This window comes from Sphingomonas azotifigens NBRC 15497, from assembly GCF_002091475.1.
Taxonomy (GTDB): Bacteria; Pseudomonadota; Alphaproteobacteria; order Sphingomonadales; family Sphingomonadaceae; genus Sphingomonas; species Sphingomonas azotifigens.
The window spans coordinates 50996-72032 of record NZ_BCTR01000019.1 but is presented as its reverse complement, the minus strand read 5'-3'; the positions used below and the strand labels follow the sequence as shown (position 1 = coordinate 72032).

The window sequence follows — 21037 nt, the reverse complement described above, 5'->3', positions numbered from 1 at the left end:
GACGGACCGCGCCGGCGATGGCATCGAGGTGCGACTGTCCTTCGACGAGGAACCCGGAACATGATGTCGGTTGCTGACCCGCGCGTGCGACCTACCGGCATCGGGGCTTCGTCGGCGATTCCGGCAGCGCAGCAGCGCGCCGCGAACGACGATTTTCAGTCGCGGCACCTGCCGCCGCGTGAGCTGCTTGCCTGGCAGCAGCCCGCGACGCCGGTCCAGGTCGTCCGCAGCGAAGCCCCACAATGCACGGCCGAACGGACCGGCGGCCCCTCCACCATCGACCTCGCGGCGATGGCGGCGGACGTCTACAACGATACGCCCGCCCCGCCCGCGGGCTACCGCGTCGCCAGCAGCGACGATCTCGCCAGGCTGGGCTTGCGCGCCGAGGACCTGGCGTCGCCGCAGAGCAGCTTCCGCGCCCGCGTCTATGTGGCGGAAGGCGATGGCGGCCCCAATTATGTCGTCAGCTTTCGCGGCACCACCGATGGCAGCGACTGGAAGGCCAACGCTCAGCAGGGCGTTGGCCTGCCCTCGGACCAATATACCCGCGCGCTGCTGATCGCGAAGGCGATCGGCCGCCATCCGGAGGCGCAGGTGACGATCACCGGCCATTCGCTCGGCGGCGGCCTCGCCTCGGCGGCAGCGCTCGCCAGCGGGCGCGACGCACAGACCTTCAACGCCGCCGGGCTCAGCGACGCGACGATCCGCCAGGCCGGCGCGATCCGCGGCGATGCCCCTGCGCCGACAATCGCCGCCTTCTATGTGCGCGGCGAGATCCTCTCGGCAATCCAGGACGGCGGCGACCGGGTGGCCGGCGCGATCCTCGGCGGCATCCCCGGTGCACTCCTTGCCGATGCACCCGAGGCCTATGGCACCCGCATTCCACTCGACGCCCGGCAACCAGCGGGCCAGCATTGGTATCAGGACACGCCGGTCGCCAGGCACCAGATGGACTGGGTGCAAAGCAGCCTGGGCGCGCATTGACCCGGGGCTCCCCCACTCCCTACAGCATGGCCCCGTGAACCGCCGCGTCCGCATCCTCGCCGCGCTGATGCTCGCGACCGCCCCGATCGGAGGATGCATGGCCGCTGCGCCCAGTTGCTACACCAAGCGCGCCGCGGTGGTGCTGCCCGACCGTAGCCGCGTCCTCGCACATCTGAGCAACGGCGCCTCCGGCCGCGCGCTGGCCGAGGCGATCTTCGACGGCCGCGTCGACGATGCCCACGCGATGCTGGTGCGGGATCCGCGACTGATCAGCACGGCGGTGGTCGACGACCCCAAGGTGCCCCAGCCTCCGGCCGGCCAATATGGCGACCTGCTCACCTTCGCCGTCGCCCGCTGCGATGCCGATGCGGCGACGATGCTGTTCGCCGCGGGCATGCCCAAGGACGGGGTGAAGCCCGGTGCTGCCCTGTCGCTGGCGATCCTGGCCGACAGCCCGGCGATGGCGGAGCAGTTGCTCTCCGCCGGCGCCTCGCCCAACCCGCAGCCCGACGGCCAGGACCCGATGCGCAGCGCGATCAGCTTCGGCCATCTCGGCGGAGTCATGACCTTGCTGCGCCACGGTGCCGATCCGCGCTGGACCGATGGCTTCGGCATCGACCCTGTCCGGGTCGCGATGGATGCCGAACAGGCGGCGATCGCCGAGCTTCTGGTCGAGAAGGGCGGCACTCTGTGGAGCGTCGCCGAGGATGGCAGCATGGCCGCGCATGCGCTGCTCGACGCGCCGGTGATCTTCATCAGCCCGGAAATGCGCGCGGCGCGCTCTCGCCTGCTGGAGCGCGCTCGAAACGCCGGGTTCGGCTGGCCTCCGCCCGATCGCGCAACGGTGAAGCAGCAAGTGGCGGGCGGCGTCTGGCCGACGCCCGCCATGGCCAAGGCGGGAATGACCGTCGCGCCGTCGGTGCTGGTGCGGATGCGGGCAGCGATGCGCTGAATGCCTAAGCGCCCGTTTGGAAATGCGCTGCGGCGCATTTCCAAACAGTCTCTAAGCGATTCGTGGAGCGCGCCGGGATCGGCAATTCGCTACCTACGACCGCATGATCCTCTTGCAGGACAAGATTCGGCCATGACTCAGCCCATCGGAATCGATGGTCCGCGCGCAACTGCGATCGGTACCATCGGCGCGACCGGCACGACGCCGCACGCGCTGGTCGGCCAGGCGATGACGGTGTTGTCCAACCGCGTCGCCGGCACACTCACGCGCGCGCTGGGGCTGATCGAGGGAGGCGCTGCACCGCGGCGATCTGTCGATCCATATGACACCGAGAGCATGGCGCGTGATCTCGCCGCTTCCCTGAACGCCAGCCCCGCGGGTGCCGGACGGCTGTCGCGGGCGCTCAACGCCTTCACGAGCGAGGTCGCTGCGCTCGTCGCCGCCTCGCCGACCAGCGACGTGCTGGATCGGCTTTCCGGCCTCGGCGATGCGCTGCTCGATCCCGATGCCCGGCCGGGCATGTCGGACTGCGACAAGGCCCTCGCGGCAATCGACGGCGCGATCGTACGGCTACGTGAGGACCCGACGCGGACCGTTCGCTGAGCGACGCAGCCTCAGCGCCGCGCCGCCATCGCCACCGCGTTGCCCTGCACGCCCACCTTGCCGACGCGCACCTCGCGCCGCAGCAGGCGCTCGTGCAGCTGCTCGCTCCATTGGGCTGCCACCGCCGGCGGCACGGCGGCCGAGGGGATCAGCAGCACGTTGACCTGCCCCGCCAGGTCATGCCCCAGCACCGCGCCTTCCACCTTGTAGCTGCCCAGCGGCAGCGACAGATGCACCTCGGGCTGCGCGGTCTTGCTGACTTCGGCGATGGCGGCTGCGATACGGTCGAGTTGGGCGTGCTGCGCGGGATCTACGGCACTCGCCGCCGACGGCCGTGCGGCCACGGCGAGGGCGGCGAAGTCTCGAGGCGCGATCATCGCGGCCAACCCGTCGGCCTTGTCCATGCCGGGATCCTTCGCCGTCCGCTTACCGGCGTGGCGGGAGAGCGCATCGGCGAACGCCTTGCGCTGCTTCGGCGCGGCTTCGGGCTCGCCCTTGGCGGGCGCATCGCGGGGGGTGGGTGCCGGCTTGCTCTGGACCGAGCCGCTGGTCGGGGCGCCGTTCATGCCCAACCTCGCGACAGGAGAAAGGATGCGGCTTCGGAATCGATGCGATCCTCGGCCCGGCGCTGCTCGGCGCGGCGGAGGGTCTGGTGATGCGTGGCGACGCTCTCGCTGCGGACGCGGTGCTGGTCGAGCGCGCGTCCGGCGGCCCCCTGCGCATCGACCGCGATCTCGTGGCGTGCGCGCTGGTCGCTTGCACGGGCCGCGGCACCGAATTCCTCGGCCAGCCTCTGGTCGAGCCAGAGCCGCGTCTGCGGACAGGCCGGACTCGCCTGGAACAGCAGCCGCGCATCGCCGCGCGCGCGTTCCGCCGCGATGCGTGCGGCCTCGGCAGCGCTGGCCGCCGCTCGCGCCTGCGCGGCGGCCTCACGCGCCTCGATCAGCGCGCGCTTGAGTCGCTGCTCGCGCATCTCGGCGATGCGCGCCAGCACGGGCGCGCGATTGTCAGCGGGCATGGTCCATCTCCTCGAAGGTGCGTAGCCGGGCGATGCTCTCGCCCAGCGAGGTGCGTTCACTGCCGGACTGGCGCAGATAGGCGGCAATCGCCTGGCGCTCGGCCAGCGCGCGATCGGCCAGCGGATCGCGGCCGGGCTGATATTCACCGATCTGGACGAGCAGTTCGATCTCGTTGAGCTTGGCCAGCATCGCGCGAAGCCCGTGCGCTGCACGCTGCTGCGCGCCGCTCGCAAGACGCGGGAACAGGCGCGACAGGCTGCCGAGCACGTCGATCGCCGGATAATGTCCCCGCGACGCCAGCTTGCGCGAGAGGACGATATGGCCGTCGAGCAGCGAGCGCACTTCCTCGCCGATCGGATCGCCCTCCTCGTCCTCCAGCAGCACGGTGTAGAGCGCGGTGATCGCGCCCTCGGCGGCGGTGCCGCTGCGTTCGAACAGCCGGGGCAGTTCGGCGAACACCGAGGGCGGGAAGCCGCGCCGCACCGCCGGCTCGCCCGCCGCCAGCCCGATCTCGCGCAGCGCACGGGCGAAGCGGGTGACGCTGTCCATCAGCAGCAGCACGTGGCGGCCCTCGTCGCGCAGCCCCTCGGCAATGGCGGTGGCGACATGCGCCGCGCGCACCCGCTCCATCGCCGGGCGGTCCGAGGTGGCGACGATCACCACCGATCGGGTGAGCCCCTCGGCGCCGAGCGTCTCCTCGATGAACTCGCGCACCTCGCGACCGCGCTCGCCGATCAGCGCGATGACGATCGCGTCGCACTGCGCGTTGCGCGCGAGGTTGGCGAGCAAGGTCGACTTGCCGACACCGGCGCTGGCGAAGATGCCGACGCGTTGGCCGATGCCGATCGGCATCAGCCCGTCGATCGCGCGGATGCCGGTTTCCATCGCCGCGTCGATGGGACGGCGGTGCATCGGGTTGGGCGCCTCGCCATGGATGGGGCGGTCGGTGCCGCGGCGGACGCTGCCCAGACCGTCGAGCGGCTGGAGCCGCGCGTCAAGCACACGGCCCAGCATGTCGGCACCATAGGGCACCCGATCCTCGCCGCTGCGCAGGATCACGTCGCTGTGCATCGACAGGCCGCGCAGGTCCCCGAGCGGCGTCAAAATTGCGCCGCCATCGGCGAGGCCGATCACCTCGGCCCAGAGCGAGAAACCGGTCTCGGCATCGACGATCTCGCAATTCTCGCCGATCCGCGCACGTACGCCGGTAACGCGCAACGTCGTGCCGAGCGCGCCGACGATGCGGCCATGCTGCTCGAACATCGGCGCCGCGTCGAGCGCACGCAGCAGCGCCAGCGGGTCGCTCATGCCACCCCCCAGCGCTTGGCGAGGGTTTCGAGCTGCACGGAAAGGCTCGCGATCACCTGCCCCTGTTCGGTTCGAATTGCGCAGTCGTGCGCCCCGAGAGCCGGATCGGGCAGGATCGTGACCTCGGCCAAGTCGACGAGCCGAGCTGCAACCTTGTCCGCCATCTCCGGCGCGACGGCGACGATCACCGCACCTTGCGGCTGCAGCCGATCGAGCGCGCGAGCGACCAGCGCCGGCACCAAGGTCGCGTCGTCGAGCTCGCCCAGCACGGCGTGGACCGCCGCCAGCGCGGCGTCGGCGATTTCGGCGCGACAAGCCTGCTCCTGCAAATCAATAGCCTTGGAAAACTGCGCGATCTCGCGGGCGAGCAGCTCCTCGATATCGGCCCGCGCGCCGTGCAATGCGGTGCTGTAGGCCTCTTCCCGCGCATCGTTCGCAGCTTGCACCGCGCGCGCCTGCGCCTCGCGCACCGCGCCCAGCAACGCCACCGCGTCGGCGAAGGACTGGCGCTCCTCGCGCTTGATCACCGCCCGCTCGCTGAACAGCAGCGCGGCATCATCGGCATGGACGAGATGATAGGTCATGCGAGGCTCTCCGCAATGGCATGGGCCCGGACCAGCAGGTCCCGCGCCACGGCATCGTCGCGCGCACCGGAGAACTGGTCCTGCAAGGCGAGCGGCAGGGCGGCCTCCAGCAATTGCCTGCCGGCGGCCAGCACGCGCTCGGGTGGCGGCAGCTTTTCCGCCCCGACCATCTCCGGCACCTCGGCTTCGCACACCGTGTCGAACAGCGGCTCGCCCACGGCGGCCGCCAGTGCCGCGAGACGCGGCCCCGAAAGCTCGGCATCGATCGCGCGGCGGTGGCGCAGCAGCCCCGCCGCCGCCGCGATCCGCGCGCGCTGCGCCTCGGGCGCATCGAGCCAGTCGGGCAGCTTGGCGAGGTCGCCGAAGCACACCACCGACTGCCCGCGCGCCCGCCGGGCAAAACGCGCGCCGCGTCCCTGCCCACAATGCCGGGCGACCAGCACCAGCTTGGCGTTCCGCGTCTCCCGGTTCATCGCTGCACCGTATCCGGCACGCTGGTCCGCGGTTTCCGCATCCGCCACAGCCCGCGTCCCGCAATCGCCAGCACGATCAGCGCCACCACGCCGATCGCCCCGCGCATCAGCGTCGACACCGATACCATGCCCTCGCTCTCCGGCAGCACCGGCGCCGCCTGCGCCGGCACCATCACCACCGAGACGCGGTCATAGGTGAGCCCGTCGATCGAGTTCGTGACCAGGGACTTGATCGCCCCGGTCTGGCTGCGCAGGTCGAAGCCGGTGCGGTATTTCACGAACACCGATGCCGCCGAGGGCTTGGCCTCGCGCGACAGCGGATCGGCTTCGGGCATGGTCAGGTGCACGCGCGCCTGCACCACGCCGTCGATGCCGCTGATCGTCCGGCTCAGCTCCTGCGAGAGGCCGTAGATCAGCCGCGCCCGCTCCTCCAGCGGGGTGGAGGTGAAACCCTCCTTCTTGAACACCGAGCCGAGCGAGTCATAGTCCTCGTGCGGCAGGCCGTGCGCACGCAGCGTCTCCACCGCGCGGGCGAAATCGGCCTGGTCGACGGCGATGCTCCACTGGTCCTTCTCCCCCGCCACCTTGGTCGCGGTGATGCCGGCCTGGTTGAGCACGGCGATCATCTCGTTGGCGGCCGGTTCGGTGAGCTTGCCATAGACTTCCTGCCGGCTGCAGCCGGCAAGCCCGAAGGCGGCGATCACCAGCAGCGGCGCGGCGATCCGCGACTGCCAGCGGCGGGCGGGGGCGCGGCCGCTCATTGCTGCTTGAACAGTTGCTGCACGCCGTCCGAACTCCGGTTGGCAATGTTGGAGGTAAGCTGCGCCTGGAACATGAATTCGGAGCATTTCATGTTGAGCTGCACCATCTCGCCCGGGGTCAGCTGCCCGCCGCTGGCCTCGGCCGTCTCGGCATAGCGCGAGACGGCGCGGGCCTGGACGTTGACCTGGTCGAGCGCGTTGAACATGCCCTTCATCGCCGGCGGAATGGGGCCGGCGGCGACGGTGCCCTGCACCCCGCCCATCTTCTCCAGCGCCGCCTGGAAGCGGGCGTCGAACTGCGGGGTGGTGGCGCCGCCGCCATGGCCGCCGGGGGCGAGCAGCTCGAAGGCGCGGGACACGCCGTTCGTGCCCTGCCCCCCGGCCGGCGCGACCAGCGCGCCAATTGCATCGATGCTCATCGTCAGCTCTTCCGCGCCATGGTTTCGAGCGCCTTGGAGACGCTGTCGATCGAGCTGTGCGAGCTGTTCGCCATGAAGCTCATCCGCATCGATTCGGTGGTCAGCTGGGTGATGTCGGAAGGCTTGTCGCCGCCCTGGCTCACCACGTCGGACTGGGCGGTGATGGTGTCGGCCTGGGTGTCGAGCGCCTTGCCCCAGGCTTCGCCGAACGCCTCGAACCAATTGCCCCTGCCGGTGCGGCTCTCGGTGGTGCCCATGTTGCCGAGCGAGGCGATCGTGCCGAGGACGGCGCTGTTGATCGGGTTGGTCATTGGGTGGTCACTCCGTTGGTGTCGCCGCCAGGGGTGGTGGAAGGTGCCGGGGACGGCGGCGTGCTGGGCCCCAGGACGAGTTCTTCGATCCGGCCGTCGCGCTCGAAGCTGGCGCGGCCGTTGCCGATGGCGACGATGCGGTGGCCGGTCGGCACCGTGGCACCGGCGAACCAGCGAGTGCCGTCGGCGGTGGTGATGTAGCCGGGGTCGCCATCGACGAAGGTGGCGAGGCCATATTCGGCGCCCGAGAAGAAATATTGGAGGTCGCGGTCGCCGCGTGCACCGTCGGTCGCGAAGTCGACGCGGGTGATGCGGGGGACATCCTCCTTGATCAGCCGGGCGAGATCGGCCTGACGATCGGCGGGCAGGAATTCGGCCTTCACCATCAGCGTGTTGCCGCGGCGCGGGATGGCCTCCGCGTCCACCCCTTGCGCGCGCAGCAGATCGGTGGCGGCGGCGGCGAGGCCGTCCATCGTCTCGACGTCGAGGGTGGCCGGGCCGATCTGCTCGGAAACGACTTGGCGCAGCCGGGCAAGCGCTGCGTCGTCCTTGACGACCCCACGCACGATCGTGCCGTTGCGGGTCTCCTCGACCTTGAGGTCGCGGAAGCCCGCGGCGGCGAGCATCGCCTGTTCCCCCGCGGTGTCGTGCAGCTGGTGCGTCGCCCAGCGGACGGCGGGCGGCGCGAACAGCAGGAGGAGCAGCAAGGCCGCGACGGCAGCGGCATAGGCGGGCCAATAGCGATCCAGCGCCAGTGCCCCGCGCATCGGGTAGAGCCGCGTCGCCACCCGCTCGGGGATCGCGGCACGCTGCGGCGCCAGAACGGGCGCATCGCCGGCGGCAGGCGCCACCATCGGCGCGAGACGGATCGCATCGTCCCAGCGCGGGTCCTCCGGCTCACCGATCGCGACGGCGACCGAGCCCACCAGCATCGGCACGAACGGCGGCAGCGAGGCCTGCTCGCCCGCCGAGACGGGACGCCCGAGCAACGTCACCTGCCCCGCCGCCACCCGCACGCAGGCCATGCCCTCGCCCAGGTCGAGCTCCAGCGAGATCCCGCGCGCGGAGGGATCGCGCAGCACGATGTCGTGCTCGAACCCATGCCCGACGCGGACGAACTTGCCCCGGTGCAGGCGGTGCTCGGCGCCGGACAGGCGGCCGTTGAGCACCCGCAGCACTATGGTGCCGGGCTTTACGGGCGCGAAGGGCGCGTTCACCGGCGCGCCCTCCGGCTGCGCTTCTCGTGGTGATCAGCGGCGGCCTGGATCTGCTCGATCGGGATCGGATTGGTGGCGGAGGTCGGCTCCACCGCCGCCGCCTGCTGCTCGCGGCGCGAAACGACGCGCGGGGTGATCAGGAAGATGCGCTCGAAATGCTGGTCGCCCTTCTTGCGCTTGCGGAAGGCCTGGCCGAGGATCGGCACGTCGCCCGCCACCGGCACCTTCGACTTGTAGTCGTAGGACGTCTCGACGGTCATGCCGCCGATCAGCAGGCTCTCGCCCTGCTTCACCACCGCGCTGGTATTGATGCTGCTCTGCTTCACCGCCGGGATGCCGTCGACCACCAGGCCGGTCGGCGAACCGTCGAGGATCTCGATCGCCATGCGGGTGCGCAGTTCGCCGCCGTCATAGAGGATCGACGGATTGACCCGCATCACCATGCCCGCCGTCACCGGGAACAGGTCCACCTGCCGGTCGCCGGCGACGCGGACATAATATTGCACCTGGTTGTTGAACACGGCGGGGATGTTGTTGAGCGTGCTCAGCCGCGGCCGCGAGATCACCCGCAGCGCGCCGGTCTTCTCCAGCGCGGTGATCCGCGCCGCGAACAGGTCCAGCCCGCCCGTGAGATAGGCTGCGCCGACATTGCCGCTGGAGAAGTTGTTGGTCGGGTTGGTCGCATTGCCGCCGAACAGCGCGCCCAGTCCGCCGGTCTTGAAGCCGAAGTCGAGCCCGAGTTCCTTGAGCTTGCTGGTGTCGAGCTCGAGGATCGTCGCCTCGATCTCCACCCCGCGCGGCTCGACATCGAGCGCGCGGACGATGTCTTCGTAGACGGTCATCGATTCCGGCCGGTCGCGGATCAGCACGGCGTTGTTGCTGGGATCGACCTCCACGCGCGGCCCGTTGATGTCGCGCACCGCCGCCTCGCGCACCACCACGGTATCGAGCCCCGGCGTGCCCTGCTGGTCGAAACTACGCTGCGCCTCGTCGGGCGGCACGGCATTGAGGCCGCGTCCGCCGAGCCGGGGGAGCGACTGGCGCTCGGCTTCGAAATTGCCGCTGGTAGAGACGGTCGCGCTGGGCCGCCCGTCGCCCATCATCCCGCGCAGGATGGAGCCGACGCCGGGAATGGTGATGGTGCGGTCGAAGCTCTTCTGGATCGTGTCGTCTGCGCGGGCATAGCGGAGGTAGAAGATCCGCACCTCATAGGGCGAGCGGGTGGTCGCGCCGCTCAGCACCTTGGAGCGGAGCGGCGAACTCGCCACCGTCTCCAGTGCAGCCGGCCCGAGCAGCGGCGAGACGATCGGCGCGTTCGAGGACGTGGCCGAGGCTTGGATCACCGCCGGATTGCCCGCGGTGCCCGCCAGCTGGGCGACACGATCAAGGAACGCGGGCACGCCGGTCGCGCTCACCGAGTTGCTCGCCGCCGATACGCGGTTGGCGTCGTCGAGAATGCGCAGCTTCTGCGCGTCGCGCACCACGGCCTCGGGATCGGCAGCGTTGAAGCTGCGCGAGGTCACCTCGGCAGCCGAGTACACGCGCACCACCGCGCCGTCATAGTAAGCGACGAGGTTGAAGGCCTTGGCGAGCTGGGTCCACACCTGGCGGGGCGTGCCGACGAACACGCCGTTGACCTTGCCGGTAACGGCCGAGCTCACCTTGGCCTTGACCCCGGCCTGGCCGAACAGATCGACCACGGCGACATCGACGCGCTGGTTGCGCGCGGTGAGCGTGATCCGCTTCTGGCCCATGGGCGGCGTCTCGGCGGAGGCGGCGACGGGCAGCAACGCGGTACAGGCAAGCAGGGCAAGGAAGCGCTGGGCGCGGATCATAGGGAAACCTCGTCCGACATCTGGTTGGTCAGGCTCTCCGGGGCGGCGTTGATTTCGCCGACGATGTCGAGCGGCACGGCCGGGTTGAGCTCGTTGAAACTGATCACCGGCACCTCGAACAGGTCGCCCGCGATCAGCAGGCGCAGCGGCCGGCGGAGATCCTGCGCGGTGAGGATCGCGCGGGCGCCGCTGCTGGCGACCTGGGTGGAAAGCAGCGCGATCAGCGCGCGCATCTGGTGCGGATTGATGGCGAGCCGCATCTGGCCGTCCACCGGGGTGACGGTCTGGCGGATGGTCTCCTCCAGATCGGCGCCGACGATCAGCACGCGCAGGCGCCCGGCCTCGCAGAGCGGCGCGATCAGGTGGCGGCGCATCGCCACGCGGACGCGTTCGGCCATCGGCACGGCTTCGCGCTCATACTGGCCGACTTCGCCGATTGCCTCGATCGCGTCGCGGAAGTTGCGCAGCGGGACGCTTTCCTCGGCGAGCAGGCGGAGCACTTCGCCGATCCGGCCGGTAGGCACCGCGCGTACCGCTTCCTTGACGACTTCCGGATGCGTCTCGCCGAGCCGGTTGAGGTGATCGGTGACTTCCTGCAGGCCCAGGAACAGGCCGAGATTGCGTTCGAGCAGCTGGGCGACCCGCTCCGCCGCCATGTCGGGCAGCGCGCCTGCGTCGCTGGCGCCGCCGCCGAGCGGGGCGTCGTGCGCGCTGAGCAGCCATTCGCCCTCGTTGAGGCGGGGATCGGGCGCGACACGCAGGTCGGGGATGGCGATGCCGGTCCGCGTCTGGAGCGCGGCGGCGCCCTCGCGCAGCCGATCCGCCAGTGCAGCAAAGGCGGGATGCTGCGGCGGCAGGCCGACGGCGAGCCGCAGCGGATCGACCACCGGCAGCGCCTGCGCGGCGATCAGCGTCTCGCCGGTCGCGACCGCCGTTTCGCTCGTCGCCAGCCCCAGCCGGGCGCGCAGCCAGGCGCCGGAGGTCGGGTGGAGGAACGCCCCGCCCAGCAGCAACGCGCTCGCCAGCGCGAAGAAGATCAGCGTCGGAAAGCCCGGCACCAGCCCCAGCAGCATCGCCAGCCCGCCGGCGATCATCAGCACATGCGGCTTGCCCGTGATCTGCCGCGCGATGGCGGGACCGAGATCGCTGTCGCGCTCCTCGTCCGTCGTGCGGGTGACGAGCATGCCCGCCGCCATTGCCGAGAACAGCGCGGGCACCTGCGCGACCAGCCCGTCGCCGATCGTCAGGATCGAAAAGGTCGTCGCCGCCTCGCCTGCCGACATGCCGTGGTAGAGCATGCCCACGGCCAGCCCGCCGAGCAGGTTGACCAGCACGATGATCACCGAGGCGATCGCATCGCCCTTCACGAACTTCATCGCGCCGTCGAGGCTGCCGTGGAGCTTGCTCTCCATCTCCAGCGTGCGGCGCTTCTCGCGCGCCTCGTCCTTGGTGAGGATGCCCGAGCGCAGGTCGCTGTCGATCGACAGCTGCTTGCCCGGCATCGCGTCGAGGCTGAACCGCGCGGCGACTTCGGCGACGCGCTCGGCGCCCTTCGAAATGACGATGAACTGGACGATGGTGATGATCAGGAACACCACCAGCCCGACCACGAGGTTGCCGCCCGCGACCATCTGGCCGAATTGCTGGATGATCTCGCCGCCGTCGACATGGGTGAGGATCATCCGCGTCGTCGAGATGCTGATCGCCAGCCGGAACAGCGTGGAGAGCAGCAGCACCGTCGGGAAGGTCGAGAAATCCAGCGGCTTGGCGACGTACATGCAGCTGAGCAGCAGCAGGATGCCCACCGTCATGTTGGTGGCGATGAACGCGTCGAGCGCCAGCGGCGGCATCGGCACGATCATCAGCAGCACGACGGTGACGACGCTGCCGACCAGCAGCATGTCGGCCACGCGCAGGGGCATGCGGCGCAGACCGCGCAGGATCAGGGCTGGGGCCATGGTCAGCGGCTCCGCGCGGCCTGTTCGGCGAGCAACCGGCTATAGCGGCCCATCACGCCCGTCACATAGGCCTGGGTCTCGGGGTACGGCGGGATGCGGTTGCCGTAGCGCCGCACCGCGCCCTCGCCCGCGTTATAGGCGGCAAGCGTCAGGCCGAAATCGTTGAACCGGCCGTGGAGCTGGCGCAGCAGCCGCGCGCCGCCATCGACATTGGCCTCGGCATTGGCGGCCGACACGTTGAGCATCCGCGCCGTACCCGGCATCAGCTGCATCAGGCCGTGGGCGCCAACGGGGCTGGTCGCGTCCGCACGATAGCGCGATTCCTGATCGATCACCGCGTGGAGCAGCAGCGGGTCCACCCGCCGCCGCGCCGCGACCCGCTGGATCATCGCATCGTAGCGGGTGGTGTAGGAGATCGGCCGCATCGCCAGGATCGCATCGGCGGAGGTGGTCGCCACGACGGCCGCAGGTTCCTGCCGGGCCGGAGCGATCGCCGCGACGCGCAGCCGGGCGGCAGGTGCCGGCTCGGGCCTGCGCGGCTTGCCGCCCGAGACGCGCTGGAACGAGGCCGCGCGATCGGCGCCGGACCCGTCCTCGGCCTCCGGCGCGATGCGCACGTCCTTCGGCATCTCCGCCGGGGACCCCGGCGCGATAACGATGGAAGTATTGCACTGCTGGAGCGACTGGATACCCGCCAGCGACGCCTGGTCCGCGACCCGCAATGTGGCGGTGAGGGGACAGGGCGGCGGCGGCGGCGCCTTGTCCCGCGACCATGCCGCATCCGGAATAATCAGCACAGCGCCAACCAGCACCGGCCATGACACGCTAAGAACTACGCTACGCATTTGCATCGCTCCCCAGCCGATAGCCCGTAGGCCAACAGTTGTTCAGCACGATGCCCCACAATTCCCGGCCTGCTCGTCCAGGAACACCTATAGGCTGTCGCGTTTTTCTTTCATTTTCAAGTCAGCATTCAGAAATATTTCACCATGTTGCGGCGGGATGAAACGAACATTTTTGTCGGCGAATCGAGGAACCTTTTTAGATTTGGCGGTTGTTTACACGCTTGTCAGCACGACCGAACGCCGCATCCCCACGCCTTGTCGCGCGGCGAATCAGTGAAATCGGCGGATTCCCTAGGGTTTGTCGGCAAGCGTTACCAACCGGCACGCATTTTGCCTGTTGCGTGTTGGAACCGGTTACGGGATTTTACGTAGGTCGCTGCCCCGCCCCACGGGCAGCCGATGTGTCGACCTGCTTGACCTGCCGCAACCCTCCGCAACTTGGCGGAAAGCGTTCGGCGGCAAGAGTTTATCTTCATGAGCCAAGGCAAGGACAGCGCCGACAAGAGCGAGCTCCCGACGCCGAAGCGGCTGCAGGACGCGCGCAAGAAGGGTGACGTCGCCAAGTCGAAGGATTTGGCCACGGGACTTCTTACGCTCGCCTGGCTGCTGCTGTTCGTAGGGGTCTCGGGCTATGCCGCGAGCGAACTGGCGCGCCTCGCCACCGACGTGGTGGCGCAGGCGGCGACGGGTTCGTTCGAGCAAACCGCCCCGGCGATCGGCTGGGATGCCGCGTGGACGCTGCTGCGCCTCACCTTCGCGACGCTGGTCCCTGCCGCGCTGATCGGCACCTTCGCCGAATTCCTCCAGGTCGGTCCGATGATGACGACCGAGAAGATGAAATTCGGGCTGGAGAAGCTCAACCCGATCGAGGGCCTCAAGCGGATGTTCGGCAAGGACGGCCTGTTCGAACTCGCCAAGACGCTGGTGAAGGCCGGGCTGATCTGCGCGATCGGCTATCTCGTCTATCAAAGCGCCCTGTCCAGTTCCGGCCAGCTGATTCGGCTCGCCGCAACCTCGCCCATCGACGAATCGCGCGAAGGCGCCGCGCTGACCACGATCGGGCTCACCTATTCGCTGACGCTGCAGATGCTGGCGATGGTCGTCGCGGTATTCCTGTTCGTCGCGGCCGCCGACCGGATCTATGCGAAGCACAGCTTCATCAAGAAGATGAAGATGAGCCGTCGCGACATCAAGCAGGAGCACAAGGAAAGCGAAGGCGATCCGCAGGTCCGCGCGCTGCGGCGGGACATGCACCAGGAATGGGCGAACCAGAACAATATCGGCGCGACCCGCGGCGCCGCCGCGCTGCTGGTGAACCCCACCCATATCGCCATCGCGCTCAACTATGACGAGACGACCTGCCCGGTGCCGGTGATCGCCGCCAAGGGCATGGGCGAACTCGCCGCCGCGATGCGCGCCGAGGCCGAGGAGGCCCGCGTGCCGATCGTCCGCAACGTCGCCGCCGCCCGCAGCCTGTGGGCACGCGGCGAGATCGGCGAAATCGTGCCCGAGGACATGTTCGATGCGATCGCCGCCGTGATCCTCTGGGCCGCCAAGGCGAAGAGCGGCGACGGCCCGATGCAGCACGACATGGATACCGCCGCCCCGCGCCTCGCCGCGCCCCAACGCTGACCAGACCGGAGAACCAATCGCATCATGGGAATCGGAGCCGTCCTATCCTCGATCCTCGCCATCGTCGTGGCGCTTGCCCTCGTCTTGGGCATGGCCTGGGGCGTGATCTGGCTGCTGAAGAAGCTGCAGGATCGCCAGCTGGGCGTCGCCGCCAATGGCGAGAGCGACACGCCGATCCGCTTCCTCCGCTCGATGCCGCTCGGCCAGCGCGAGCGGGTGGTGCTGATCGAGGCACGCGGCGAGACGATGCTCGTCGGCGTCACCGCCGGATCGGTGACGCTGCTCGCCCGCTGGCCCGATGGTCAGGCGCCCTCCAAGCCGATCGCTGCGCCGGTGCGCTTCTGATGGCGACCATGCTCCGCCTCGACGCGCTCGACCTGCCGCGGGTCGATCCGGCGCGCGATGCGCTGGCCGGTGCGGTCGCGCGGCTGCTCGAGCATGCCGGCTTCGCCGTCGAGATCGTCGCGGCGCCGCCGCGCGGCAACTGGTTCCGCTGCGCCGACGGCACCCGGTTCCGCCCCGGCGGGGTCGTGCTCCATCCCGAAAGGATCGCCGAAGCCGCCGCCGCGCTCGACGATGCCGAGCCGATGCTGCTCGCGCTGGAGCAGGTGCTGGGAGTCCAGCTCGAACCCGAGGATCTCGGCAGCGCATCGGACGATGCCGCGCTTCATTTCGTTCTGCGCAGGGAGGACCAGGACGCCGCGCTGCTGTTGCCCTACGACCATCCGCACACGGCAAACTGGCTCGCCGAGGCGGAGGGCCTCACGCCGCTCGCCGCGCGCCTGCCCGTCCTCGCCCAGCTACTGGTGCAAGGCCCCCGGCTCGGCATCGCCGAAGCGGGGGACCTCGCCCCCGGCGATCTCGTGCTGATCGGCGCCCGCCTCCGCGCCACGCTCGAAGCCCCGCATTTCCGCCAGGCCGGTCAGTTCGACCTCGCCGCCGGCAGTTTCACCCCGCATCCCGATGGAGCGCCCATGGAATCCAGCGACGCTGCCCCCTCTCCCCGCGATTTCGCCGTGCCCCTCACCCTCCGTCTGCCCGAGCAGCGAGTCAGCGCCGCGGCGCTCGCCGATCTGCGCCCGGGCGTGGCGCTGCCGCTCGGCCCTGTCGCCGAGGGCATGGCGGTGGAGCTGCTGGTCGCCGGCAGCCCGCTGGCCCGCGGCGAGCTGGTCCAGCTCGGCGATCGCTTCGCGGTGCTGATCGAGGCGCGCGTCGATCTCGCCGAAGGCGCGGTCCAGCAGCCGGTGGAGGTGGAGGCGTGAACCTCGCCCAGTTCACCCCCGGCTCGGCGCTGATCACGGTCGTCCTGATCGCGCTCGCCCCGTTCTTCGCGGTGATGGTGACCAGCTTCACCAAGATCGCCGTGGTGCTGAGCCTGGTGCGCAATGCGCTGGGGCTGCAGCAGGTGCCGCCCAACCTCGTGCTCAACGGGCTGGCGCTGATCCTGAGCGTGTTCGTGATGTACCCGACGCTGGAGAAGATGCAGGTCGCCGCCGCCGTCCAGGGCCCGGCCACCCCCACCATGCCCGGTGATCCACCCGCGCAGGCCGAAAACCCGATCGAGAGCACCGGCGACATTTTCGCCACCGCCGATCGCGCCAAGGAGCCGCTGCGCGAATTCCTGGTCAAGCACAGCGACCCGCGCGAGCGCGCCTTCTTCCTGCGCACCCAGCAGCGGATCGGCGATCCGGCGAAGGTGAGCACTCTGCGCGATACCGACTTCGTGATTATCATCCCGGCGTTCGTGGTGAAGGAGCTCAAGCTCGCCTTCCAGATCGGCTTCCTGATCTTCCTGCCCTTCCTCGTCATCGACATGGTGATCGCCAACATCCTGCTGGCGATGGGCATGATGATGCTCTCGCCCGTCACCATCTCGCTGCCGTTCAAGATCCTGCTGTTCGTGCTGGTCGATGGCTGGGTGAAGCTGAGCCACGGGCTGGTGCTTTCCTATGCCTGAGGGGGCGCTTTTCGCTGCGCCAAGGGCGCAGGTCCGGTGCCGGCCCGCTCCCCCACCCGGCCACCCAACGCCAGTATCCTATGGGTGGCCGGGTGGGGGAGCGGGCCGGCGCCGCGCGGAGAAAACGTCATGAGCGACGATCTCGTCGCCGTTACCACGCAGGGGCTGTGGCTGGTGCTGCTGCTCTCGGCGCCGCCGATCATCGCGGCGTCGGTGGTGGGGCTGCTCGTCGCGATCGTACAGGCGGCGACCCAGCTGCAGGAACAGACGCTGCAATACACGCTCAAGTTCTTCGCGATCGTGATCAGCATCTTCGTCACCGCCAGCCTGATGGCGGGTACGCTGTACAGCTATGCCGATTCGATCTTCTCCGGCCTTGCGGCGGTGGGGCGATGATCGAGGCGGTGCCCCCCGGCGTCGGCGTGCCGCTGTTCGCGGCGATGCCCTGGCTCGACCAGCTGCTGGTCGTCGCGGTCGCCTCGGCGCGCTTCGCCTTCGCCTTCGTGTTCGTCCCGGTCTTCTCGCGCGAGGTGATGCCGGGAACGGTGCGGAACAGCATCATCGTCACCTTCGGGCTGGTCGCGCTGCAGATGCAGCCTGACTTCCACCCAAACGACCTCTCCGCGATGGGCTGGCTGAAGATGCTACTCAAGGAAGCCGCCGCCGGCGGGGCGATCGGCTTCTTCTTCGGCACCGTGCTCTGGGCACTGGGCGCCGCCGGCGAGATCATCGACACCAAGGTGGGCGCGACGATCGGCCAGCTCGTCGACCCGTTGAGCGGCAATACCAGCTCGCTCACCGGCATTCTGCTCAGTCGCTTCGCCGAGGTGGTGTTCGTCACCGCCGGTGGCCTCACCCTGCTCGTCGGCACGGTGATGGGCAGCTACCTGATCTGGCCGCTCGGCCCCGGCGGACTGCAGCTCGATGCGCGCGCGCTGATGTTCTTCGAAGGCGAGTTCGGGCGGCTGTTCGCCCTCGCCTTCCTGTTCGCCGCACCCGTGCTGACCGTGCTGTACGTGATCGACCTGGCGATGGGGTTCCTCAACCGCTTCGCCCAGTCGTTCAACGTCTTCTCGATGGCGATGCCGATCAAGGCCGCCGCCGCCACCTTCGTCGTCATCCTCACCATGCCGCTGCTCGCCCAGGCGATCCTCGCCGATCTCGGCACGCGCGAGGAGATTGCGGGCGGCGTCCTCCAGCGAACGGCCAAGCCCCAATGACCAGCGCCACCGTCCTCCGCGCGCCAGCGCCGCCGCCAAGCGATGCCGAGCAGCTCGCCCAGCTGATCGCCGAGCTGCGCGCCGCCGAAGAACGGCGCGGCGCCGCCACCCGCGAGATCCGCATCGGCGAACTCACCGTGCCCGGCTGGCGCGTGCCGCTGCTGCACCTGGCCGGCCTGCAGACGCTCACCCGCAACGAGGCGGCGGTGCTCCGCTTCCTCGGCTGGGGCCGTGCCAATGGCGACATCGGCACCTTGCTCAACATGACCGAGAACACGGTGCGCACGCACATGAACAACGCGATCCGCAAGCTCGATCTCGACGGCGTGCGTGAGCTCAACAGTCTGGCAGGACTGCTCTTCCTGCCGCTCGAATGACCCCGCCCCTCCACGATTCGTTGAGCCCGGCTAAACGAATCGTGGAGCGCGTACGGACCCGATCCGGGGCAGTTTGCCCTCGTACCGGCGGCACGGTGCCGGCGGCTTGGCTCCCCAGGGGAGCGCGATATCTGGATGGAAAGGAACGATCCATGAGTCTCTTGGGTGGTCTTACGCGGTCCCTGGTCAATCCGATCAGCCTGGCGTCGCTCGCAATGGGTCCGGCGGGCTGGGCATCGCTCGCGGTCCGCACGCTGGGTGCGGCGATCGGCCAGCAGGTGCTGCAGCAGCTCGGTGAAAAGCTCGGCCTGCCGCAGGGCATGATCGACATCGCCAAGAGCAGCTTCGGCGCCGCGGTCGGCGGTGCGCCGGGCAGCATCGCCGATGCGGTCAGCACCGTCGGCTACGGCATCCTGTCCCCCTCGGAGCAGGGCGCGATGACCCGCGAGATGAGCCAGCAGGCGGAGAACGTCGCCGAGAACCTCTTCGCCGCGTCGCGCGAGGGCAGCGACCGCGCCAAGACCGAAGGGTCGCGCGAGGGCCGGGCCGGCAGCGGCAACTGGCTGCGCGCCATCGCCGAGGTGATGGCGCAGTCGATGGATGCCAAGATCGACGAGATGCAGTCGCTGGCGCAGACCTACGACTCGCAGTCGAAGAGCAACAAGTCGACCAAGACCATGACCGATCTGCAGGTCGCGACCCAGGAATTCAGCTACCTGATGCAGTCGACGACCAACATGATCAAGACGATCGGCGAAGGCCTCTCGACGATGGCTCGTAAGGGCTAAGAAACGCTGCGGTTCATCGCAAACGGCCGGGCGAAGCATCGACTTCGCCCGGCTCGCTTTTTATTCCGTAGGCGTCGGGAACGATCCACCCGACCTGTACAGGAGGTATCGATGGCGTCGCGCTTGCTCCTCTCCCTCGGCCTGGCATGCGTCGTGGTGCCCGGCATGGCTCAGGCCCAGATGATCAGCCCGATGCTGTACGAAGGACCGCGGATCGCGCTGCAGGACCATGCCGATCGCTTCTCGCACGATACGGCGGCATCGCAGGCGCGCGTCCGCCGCGTGGCAAATCCGGCGATGCTGCACTACACCCCGTCCAAGGCACGGCGCACGGCCAACCTCGCCCGCTTCGTCAGCAAGACCCGGGCGGCCGACCCGCGCGGCGCCGACGACTTGCAGAAGCTCTTCGCCCAGGGTGACTTCATCGAGAAGATCGGTGCGCTCGTCGCGCCGCAAGGGCTCCAGATCGACAATATCGCCGATGCCTATGCGCTGTGGTGGGTCACCGCCTGGCAGGCATCCCGCGGGAACAACGATACCCCCAGCCGCGCCACGCTCGCCGCCGTTCGCCGGCAGGCCGCCGGTGCGATCGCCGCCACTGGGCAGATCGCCGGCGCATCGGACGCCCAGAAGCAGGAACTCGCCGAATCGCTGTGGGTGCAGAGTGCCCTGATCGACGGCGCGGTGGAACAGGCCAAGCAGAAGCCGGAACGCCTCCGCGCGGTCGGCGACGCGGCGCGCAAGGGTGCCGCGCAAATGGGCCTCGATCTCGACCGGTTCGAACTGACGGCGGAAGGATTCGTGCCGGCCCGGGTCGGTCGGAACGAGACGCCGGCAAGGACCCCGGCGTCCGGGCAAGCCGGCAGCTATGGGGCATTGGCGCTGGCCGCGGGCGGTATGGGCGTCGGCGGATTGCTGGTGCTGCGCCAACGCCGCGGCTGAAACGGAGGACAAGGTTGATGAGGCTGCGTCCAACGGCAATCGTTCTTACCCTCGCGGCAGCTGGCGCAGGCACGGCCCAGGCGCAGGTGGTCGACAGCTCCGGATGGGTGATGATCATGTCCACGATCACCCACACCGATCCGCTGAGCATGATGCTCGACGACCGCATGGCGCAGGATGCGGCACGGGCGCGCCGGACCGGAAGGCAGCTCCCCCCGGAAAGTGCATCCCGGCAAGCCGCACCGGCGGACGCCGCGGCGCTGCGCTACATCCCCTCCATAGCGCGCCGCAGCGCCAATCTCGCCACGTTCGTGCAGAAGACCCGCGCGGCGGATCCGGCGGGTTCCGCCGATCTGCAGAAGCTGTTTGCCCAAGGCGATTTCATCGAGCGTATCGGCGCGCTGGTTGCGCCGCACGGGCTCCACATCGACAATGTCGCCGACGCCTATACGCTCTGGTGGCTCACCGCCTGGGCGGCCGTCCACGGCAACAACGACACGCCCGATCCGGCCATCCTGGCGGCGGTCCGCCGGCAGGCGGCGAGCGCCGTTGCTGCCACCGGTGGGATCGCCAGTGCGTCGGACGCGAAGAAGCAGGAACTTGCCGAGGCGCTATGGGTGCAGAGCGCGTTGATCGACGCAACCGTCGAACAGGCCAAGCGCGACCCGGCCCGGCTGCGCGCGGTGGGCAACGCGGTCCGCAAGGGCGCACAGGGCATGGGGCTCGACCTGGACCGGCTCGACCTCACGCCCGGCGGCTTCGTTCTGGCGCGCGGCGGCTAGGGCAACCCGCCGCCTAATCGATCCGATTAGAGACGCTCCCGGCAAGGGCAAGTACACCGGCTTGCGAAGT

The 21037-nt window shown here is 69.4% G+C and carries 25 protein-coding genes; 13 read left to right on the top strand and 12 right to left on the bottom strand.

What is annotated here, in order from left to right; genetic code table 11:
* The first annotated feature begins 60 nt into the window (after positions 1-60).
* The 3 genes from SAZ01S_RS08765 (at position 61) to SAZ01S_RS08755 (ending at position 2539) form a co-directional block, all read left to right on the top strand.
* Positions 61-984: a Tle-like phospholipase domain-containing protein gene (locus SAZ01S_RS08765; RefSeq protein WP_167693112.1), complete on the top strand. Its 924-nt coding sequence runs from the start codon at positions 61-63 to the stop codon at positions 982-984.
* 34 nt (positions 985-1018) lie between these two features.
* Complete coding sequence (locus SAZ01S_RS08760) at positions 1019-1936, top strand: ankyrin repeat domain-containing protein (RefSeq protein ID WP_084581893.1); 918 nt, start codon at positions 1019-1021, stop codon at positions 1934-1936.
* A gap of 132 nt (positions 1937-2068) precedes the next feature.
* A complete protein-coding gene (locus tag SAZ01S_RS08755; RefSeq protein WP_084581892.1) occupies positions 2069-2539 on the top strand; it encodes a hypothetical protein in 471 nt (156 codons plus the stop codon).
* Between the two features lie 11 nt (positions 2540-2550).
* On the opposite strand, the gene SAZ01S_RS08750 is transcribed toward SAZ01S_RS08755, so the two are convergent.
* From SAZ01S_RS08750 to SAZ01S_RS08695, 12 genes are read right to left on the bottom strand one after another with little or no spacing between them, the layout of a single operon-like run.
* The gene (locus tag SAZ01S_RS08750; RefSeq protein WP_084581891.1) at positions 2551-3105 is read right to left on the bottom strand and encodes a hypothetical protein; all 555 of its coding nucleotides are present in this window, start codon (positions 3103-3105) and stop codon (positions 2551-2553) included.
* Positions 3102-3557 carry a hypothetical protein gene (locus tag SAZ01S_RS23600; RefSeq protein WP_139810007.1) on the bottom strand — a complete coding sequence of 152 codons (456 nt, stop codon included), beginning with the start codon at positions 3555-3557 and terminating at the stop codon, positions 3102-3104. The genes SAZ01S_RS08750 and SAZ01S_RS23600 overlap by 4 nt, the downstream gene beginning before the upstream one ends.
* A complete protein-coding gene (locus SAZ01S_RS08740; RefSeq protein WP_084581889.1) occupies positions 3547-4866 on the bottom strand; it encodes a FliI/YscN family ATPase in 1320 nt (439 codons plus the stop codon). Before SAZ01S_RS08740 ends, SAZ01S_RS23600 begins: the two co-directional genes overlap by 11 nt.
* On the bottom strand, positions 4863-5450 hold the full coding sequence (locus tag SAZ01S_RS08735; protein WP_084581888.1) for a FliH/SctL family protein: 588 nt from the start codon (positions 5448-5450) through the stop codon (positions 4863-4865). The genes SAZ01S_RS08740 and SAZ01S_RS08735 overlap by 4 nt, the downstream gene beginning before the upstream one ends.
* A complete protein-coding gene (locus SAZ01S_RS08730; protein ID WP_139810006.1) occupies positions 5447-5923 on the bottom strand; it encodes a hypothetical protein in 477 nt (158 codons plus the stop codon). Before SAZ01S_RS08730 ends, SAZ01S_RS08735 begins: the two co-directional genes overlap by 4 nt.
* Positions 5920-6684 (bottom strand): type III secretion system inner membrane ring lipoprotein SctJ, encoded by a 765-nt coding sequence (gene sctJ / locus SAZ01S_RS08725; protein WP_084581886.1) that lies wholly within the window; start codon positions 6682-6684, stop codon positions 5920-5922. Before sctJ ends, SAZ01S_RS08730 begins: the two co-directional genes overlap by 4 nt.
* Positions 6681-7103, bottom strand: coding sequence for an EscF/YscF/HrpA family type III secretion system needle major subunit (locus SAZ01S_RS08720; protein ID WP_084581885.1), 423 nt, complete (start codon positions 7101-7103; stop codon positions 6681-6683). The genes sctJ and SAZ01S_RS08720 overlap by 4 nt, the downstream gene beginning before the upstream one ends.
* 2 nt (positions 7104-7105) lie before the next feature.
* The gene (locus tag SAZ01S_RS08715) at positions 7106-7414 is read right to left on the bottom strand and encodes a hypothetical protein (RefSeq protein ID WP_084581884.1); all 309 of its coding nucleotides are present in this window, start codon (positions 7412-7414) and stop codon (positions 7106-7108) included.
* On the bottom strand, positions 7411-8631 hold the full coding sequence (locus SAZ01S_RS08710; RefSeq protein ID WP_084581883.1) for a hypothetical protein: 1221 nt from the start codon (positions 8629-8631) through the stop codon (positions 7411-7413). Before SAZ01S_RS08710 ends, SAZ01S_RS08715 begins: the two co-directional genes overlap by 4 nt.
* Complete coding sequence (gene sctC, locus SAZ01S_RS08705; RefSeq protein ID WP_084581882.1) at positions 8628-10466, bottom strand: type III secretion system outer membrane ring subunit SctC; 1839 nt, start codon at positions 10464-10466, stop codon at positions 8628-8630. Before sctC ends, SAZ01S_RS08710 begins: the two co-directional genes overlap by 4 nt.
* Positions 10463-12424: a flagellar biosynthesis protein FlhA gene (locus tag SAZ01S_RS08700; protein WP_084581881.1), complete on the bottom strand. Its 1962-nt coding sequence runs from the start codon at positions 12422-12424 to the stop codon at positions 10463-10465. Before SAZ01S_RS08700 ends, sctC begins: the two co-directional genes overlap by 4 nt.
* 2 nt (positions 12425-12426) lie before the next feature.
* Positions 12427-13269 (bottom strand): lytic transglycosylase domain-containing protein, encoded by an 843-nt coding sequence (locus SAZ01S_RS08695; protein WP_218018046.1) that lies wholly within the window; start codon positions 13267-13269, stop codon positions 12427-12429.
* Between the two features lie 474 nt (positions 13270-13743).
* On the opposite strand from SAZ01S_RS08695, the gene SAZ01S_RS08690 reads away from it, so the two are divergent.
* The 10 genes from SAZ01S_RS08690 (at position 13744) to SAZ01S_RS08645 (ending at position 20967) form a co-directional block, all read left to right on the top strand.
* Complete coding sequence (locus tag SAZ01S_RS08690; RefSeq protein WP_084581879.1) at positions 13744-14901, top strand: EscU/YscU/HrcU family type III secretion system export apparatus switch protein; 1158 nt, start codon at positions 13744-13746, stop codon at positions 14899-14901.
* A gap of 24 nt (positions 14902-14925) precedes the next feature.
* Positions 14926-15246 carry a flagellar biosynthetic protein FliO gene (gene fliO / locus SAZ01S_RS08685; RefSeq protein ID WP_084581878.1) on the top strand — a complete coding sequence of 107 codons (321 nt, stop codon included), beginning with the start codon at positions 14926-14928 and terminating at the stop codon, positions 15244-15246.
* Positions 15246-16163, top strand: coding sequence for a FliM/FliN family flagellar motor switch protein (locus SAZ01S_RS08680; protein WP_084581877.1), 918 nt, complete (start codon positions 15246-15248; stop codon positions 16161-16163). The genes fliO and SAZ01S_RS08680 overlap by 1 nt, the downstream gene beginning before the upstream one ends.
* The gene (gene sctR / locus SAZ01S_RS08675) at positions 16160-16858 is read left to right on the top strand and encodes a type III secretion system export apparatus subunit SctR (protein ID WP_084581876.1); all 699 of its coding nucleotides are present in this window, start codon (positions 16160-16162) and stop codon (positions 16856-16858) included. Before SAZ01S_RS08680 ends, sctR begins: the two co-directional genes overlap by 4 nt.
* 129 nt (positions 16859-16987) lie before the next feature.
* On the top strand, positions 16988-17254 hold the full coding sequence (gene sctS, locus SAZ01S_RS08670; protein WP_019368943.1) for a type III secretion system export apparatus subunit SctS: 267 nt from the start codon (positions 16988-16990) through the stop codon (positions 17252-17254).
* Positions 17251-18078: a type III secretion system export apparatus subunit SctT gene (sctT, locus tag SAZ01S_RS08665; protein ID WP_084581875.1), complete on the top strand. Its 828-nt coding sequence runs from the start codon at positions 17251-17253 to the stop codon at positions 18076-18078. Before sctS ends, sctT begins: the two co-directional genes overlap by 4 nt.
* The gene (locus SAZ01S_RS08660) at positions 18075-18455 is read left to right on the top strand and encodes a helix-turn-helix transcriptional regulator (protein WP_084581874.1); all 381 of its coding nucleotides are present in this window, start codon (positions 18075-18077) and stop codon (positions 18453-18455) included. Before sctT ends, SAZ01S_RS08660 begins: the two co-directional genes overlap by 4 nt.
* Positions 18456-18607: 152 nt before the next feature.
* Positions 18608-19243: a hypothetical protein gene (locus tag SAZ01S_RS08655; protein WP_139810005.1), complete on the top strand. Its 636-nt coding sequence runs from the start codon at positions 18608-18610 to the stop codon at positions 19241-19243.
* A 111-nt stretch (positions 19244-19354) separates the two neighbouring features.
* A complete protein-coding gene (locus SAZ01S_RS08650; RefSeq protein ID WP_245824724.1) occupies positions 19355-20185 on the top strand; it encodes a DUF6683 family protein in 831 nt (276 codons plus the stop codon).
* A gap of 17 nt (positions 20186-20202) precedes the next feature.
* Complete coding sequence (locus SAZ01S_RS08645) at positions 20203-20967, top strand: DUF6683 family protein (RefSeq protein WP_084581872.1); 765 nt, start codon at positions 20203-20205, stop codon at positions 20965-20967.
* The last annotated feature ends 70 nt before the right edge of the window (positions 20968-21037 follow it).